Source organism: Streptomyces sp. 4N124, assembly GCF_052245395.1.
Classification (GTDB): domain Bacteria; phylum Actinomycetota; class Actinomycetes; order Streptomycetales; family Streptomycetaceae; genus Streptomyces.
On record NZ_JBQQBS010000129.1, the window covers coordinates 1 to 4,354 of the forward strand.

General features: G+C 73.3%; 2 protein-coding genes. One reads left to right on the top strand and one right to left on the bottom strand.

The window, feature by feature from the left end; genetic code table 11:
- Nucleotides 1-323: 323 nt before the first annotated feature.
- The gene (locus ACTWQO_RS48330) at nt 324-3,788 is read left to right on the top strand and encodes a BTAD domain-containing putative transcriptional regulator (RefSeq protein WP_443243787.1); all 3,465 of its coding nucleotides are present in this window, start codon (nt 324-326) and stop codon (nt 3,786-3,788) included.
- A gap of 3 nt (nt 3,789-3,791) precedes the next feature.
- Here the strand turns inward: ACTWQO_RS48330 and ACTWQO_RS48335 are convergent.
- Nucleotides 3,792-4,354 (bottom strand): NPCBM/NEW2 domain-containing protein (locus tag ACTWQO_RS48335; RefSeq protein ID WP_443243788.1); only part of this gene is annotated, 563 nt, incomplete at its 5' end.

Here is a 4,354-nt window from a genome sequence, read left to right on the forward strand (position 1 = left end):
GTCTCTGGTGAGGTGCCCGTGTTGACGCGACAACCGCTGCGGGCGGACACCCCCACCGCGTCCCCTTCCCGCCGCGGGCGACCGCGGGTGCGTGGTCGCATGCGCGGCGCCCCGCCAAGCTGCGGGCATGCGTGCCGCCTGGGGCGGCACGGGTGGGCGCAGGCGGCGCCCCGTCAGCGCCGGGCTGCGCGACCCACCCCACCCCAGCCATCGCGCCGGGTGCGACTCGTCCAGAACGTCGGCATCGGCACCGGCAGTGACGCGACAACCCCGGGCGACACAAAGTCCGTGCCCCTCACAGCCGTCCCGGTGACAATGGCTCGGTGCGGTACAGAATTCTGGGCGTTGCGCTGGCGGAAGACGATGACGGGAAGCCCGTATCCATCGGCGGCCCCCGCCTCCGCGCCCTGCTGACCGCCCTCGCCCTACGCCCCGGCCGCATCATCACCCCCGACACCCTGATCGACGACGTATGGGCGGCCGACCCACCGCAGGACGCCCCGGCCGCCCTCCAAGCCCTCGTCGGCCGTCTCCGCCGCACCGTCGGCAAGGACGCCATCACCTCCCACCCCGGCGGCTACCGCCTCACGGCAACGCGGGACGACGTAGACCTGTACGTCTTCGAGCGGCTCGTACGACAGGGCACCGCCGCGCTCGACCGTGCCGATCCGGGCCCTGCTGCCAGGGACCTCGACGACGCCCTCGCCCTGTGGCGCGGCCCCGCCCTCGCCGACCTCCCGGACCGGACCGCCGCGGCCCGCCCGGAGGCCCTGCGCATGGAGGCGACCCGCGCCCACGCCGAGGCACGGCTGCGGCTCGGGCAGGCTCAGGACGCCGTACCGGAGCTGACGGAACTGACCGCGGCGCACCCGTACGACGAACCGCTGCACGCCCTCCTCATCCGCGCCCTGCGCGACACGGGCCGGTCCGCGGACGCCCTCGCCGCGTACGAGACGGCACGCCGCGCCCTCGCCGAAGGCCTCGGCACCGATCCCGGCCCGGAACTCCGCGCCCTGCACCAGGCGTTGCTCGATCAGCCGACGGTCCCGGCCCCGGCGCCCCGTAAGGGCAACCTCCGTCCACGCCTTACCTCTTTCGTGGGCCGGGAACCCGAACTCGACGCCATCCGTTTCGAATTGCACAGGGCCCGACTCGTCACCCTCACCGGACCGGGCGGCTCTGGAAAGACCCGTCTCGCCGAGGAAGCCGCCGCCGGGCTCCCGCAGGCGTGGCTGGTCGAGCTGGCCCCGCTCGACCGGCCGGAGGCGGTGCCAGGCGCGGTGGTCAGCGCGCTCGGTCTGCGCGAGACCGTGCTGATGACCACCGAGCTGGCGACCCCGCAGGACGACCCGGTCGCCCTGCTCATAGAGCACTGCGCCGCGCGCAGTCAGCTCCTGATCCTTGACAACTGCGAACATGTCATCGGCGCCGCCGCCGACCTCGCCGAAACGCTGCTGACCCGCTGCCCGGGGCTCACGATCCTCGCCACCAGCCGTGAACCCCTGGGCGTACCCGGCGAGTCGGTGCGCCCGGTCGAACCTCTCGTCCCCGACCAGGCGCACCGCCTCTTCGCGGAGCGCGCCGCCGCCGTCCGTCCCGACGCGGCCGCCGTGCTCCAGGACACGGAGGCGGTGGCGGAGATCTGCCGCCGTCTCGACGGGCTGCCGCTCGCCATCGAGCTGGCCGCCGCCCGGCTGCGGCTGCTCACGCCCCGGCAGATCGCCGACCGTCTCGACGACCGCTTCCGCCTCCTCACCTCCGGAAGCCGCACCGTCTTGCCCCGCCAGCAGACCCTGCGCGCGGTCGTCGACTGGTCCTGGGAGCTGCTCGACGAGCGGGAGCGGACGGTGCTGCGTGAGGTGTCCGTGTTCGCGGGCGGCTGGGACCTCTCGGCGGCGGAGGCCGTGTGCAGCGGTCCGGTCTCGGATCTCCTCGGGACCCTCGTCGACAAGTCCCTGATCGTGGCGGCCCCTTGCGAGCGGGACGGCAGCGACGGCATGCGCTATCGCCTGCTGGAGACGATCCACGAATACGCCGTCGAGCGCGCCGCCGAGGTCCCCGGGGCGCGCCTGGCCGCCGAGCGCCGGCACCGCGCGTGGGCGCGCGCCCTCGTCGAGCAGGCCGAGCCCCTGCTCCGTTCCGCCGGTCAACTCCCTTGGATCTCCCGTCTGGAGACCGAGCTGGACAACATCCGCGCGGCCCTCCACCGCGGCCTCGTGGCGGGGGATGAGGCAGAGGCCGGTGCCCTCGCCCTCGCCCTGGGCTGGTTCTGGTTCCTGCGCAACTATCGCCGCGAGGGCGCGGAGTGGATCGAGCGCGTGCTGCGCATGGGCGCGGCTCTGGATTCGGGCTTGGACTTGGGCCCGGATGTGGATGTGGTGGGCGGGGGCGGTCCGGTGGGTCGCTCGCGCAACGGGGAGGCGGCGGGGCGGTCCGACGGCGGGTCGGCAGGTCGGGCGGGCAGCTGGCCGGCAGGTCGGGTCGGTGGAGGCTCGGCCGATCACCGCGTTCGCACCGATCGCCCGGGGCGCGACTCGGGCCGCGTCCGCGAGGGACTCGTCGCTTTGCCCCTCGGCGCTCCTGACCCGGTCGAGGCCTTCCTGGCCGATCCTGACGGAGAGTCCCGGCATCCGCTGCGTGCCCTGCGGATGGATCTCAGGATGCTGTACCTCTTCCTGATGACCGAGGCCGAGCCGAAGCGTGCGGTGGAGGATCCGCGGTACCGGGAGTACATCGCGCGTGTGCGGGCCTTCTACGAGCCGGGCGGTCCGGAGGCTGCCCGGATGCCGGGTCTGGCCTGGCCCCTGACCGCCTTCTACCTGCGGAACTCGGTGGACGCCCGGGCCAGCATGGACCGGGCGGTCGCCAACTGCCGTACATACGGCGGCGACTGGGAGCTCGCCGTGCTGCTGATGTTCCGTGCGCACATGGTCGTCGACACACCCGGCCGCCTTGAGGGTTTCGATGACGACCTGGCGGAAGTGCGGGTGCTCAGCAGGCGTGTCGGTGACCGCTGGATCAGAGCCCAGGTGTGCAGCGCGAGCGGCGAGGCGGCCATGGCGCGCAGCCGTTTCGAGGATGCCGAGAAGGAGTACGCCGAGGGCTTGCGGCTGGCCTACGAGGTGGGCGCCTACGCCGAGTCGCCGTTCCTCCTGGCCCGGCTCGCCGAGATCGCCTACCGCTCGGGCGACCGCGCCGCCGCCCTGATCTCGCTGGACGAGGCGAGCGCCGCCGCCGACCGGTACGGAGTGGCGGACGCCCGGGCGTTCGTCCTGATGCTGCGGGCCCACATGGCCCTGGAGGCGCACGATCTCGCACGCGCGCGTGAGTTGTGCGAGGCGACCCGCGTGGAGACGGAGCACGGCACTCCGCCGCCCCAGTTCACGGTGGCGCTGAACGCGCTCGAGGCGTTGGTCACGGCCGCCGAGTCCGGCCCGCAGCACGGACTGCCGATCCTCGCGGACACCCTGCGTCAGGCTGTGGGGTGGCGGTGCGCGGAATGGGTCACGGCAGAGCTTGCCGAAAGCGCGGCGCATCTCGTGTCCGCGCTCGGCGACCACGCCCGCGCCGTCCGCCTGCTCGCCGCCTCCGAGGAGTGGCGGGAGGGCCATCCCCGTCCCCTGCCGGGGCGCACGGTGGCCGAGCGGACCGAGGCCGTCGCCCGCACCGCCCTGGGCGCCGACCGGTACGCGGCCGAGCGCACCAGGGGAATCGCCCTCACCCCCGTCGATGTGCAGGACGAACTCGCCGATGCGGTGCTCAGCCACCCGGCCGGGCAGGCGCCGTAAGCCCTACGCACAGGCGAACTTCGACTCCGCCCAGTCCGCCAGCATGAGGTTGTCGAAGTGGCTGTGCGGCTCGACCACCAGCCGTACGGTCTTGCGTCCGGTGAGGTCGACATGGACCGGGACCGCCTGGTCGCCGGCCTTGATCAGGCCGGACCTCCACAGCTGGACCCCGTCGGCGTGGACGGAGAAGTAGACCTTGCCGAGCCCCAGCGTCAGGTCGTCGACGCCGACCTGTGCGTCGTAGGACGTGCATTCACGGTTGAGGTCGATGGTCACGGAGGACCTGCCGTGCACGGTCACGCCGTGTGCGTACCGCTTGTCGGCGATGGAGATGCCGTACCGCTGCCACACCCAACTGCTCTCGCCGAGCCGCATCTCCGGCTCGGTGCCGTCGCCGCTGACGTCGTACGCCAGCTCGCTCCACTGGTAGTCGGCCGGGGGCGGTGGGGGTGTCGGCGTCGGGGTGGGAGTGGGAGTGGGCGTGGGCTTGGGTGCCGGGCTCGGGGTGGGCGTCGATGTGGGGGGAGGGGTCGGCGTAGGTGTGGGCGTGGGAGTTGGGGTGGGGG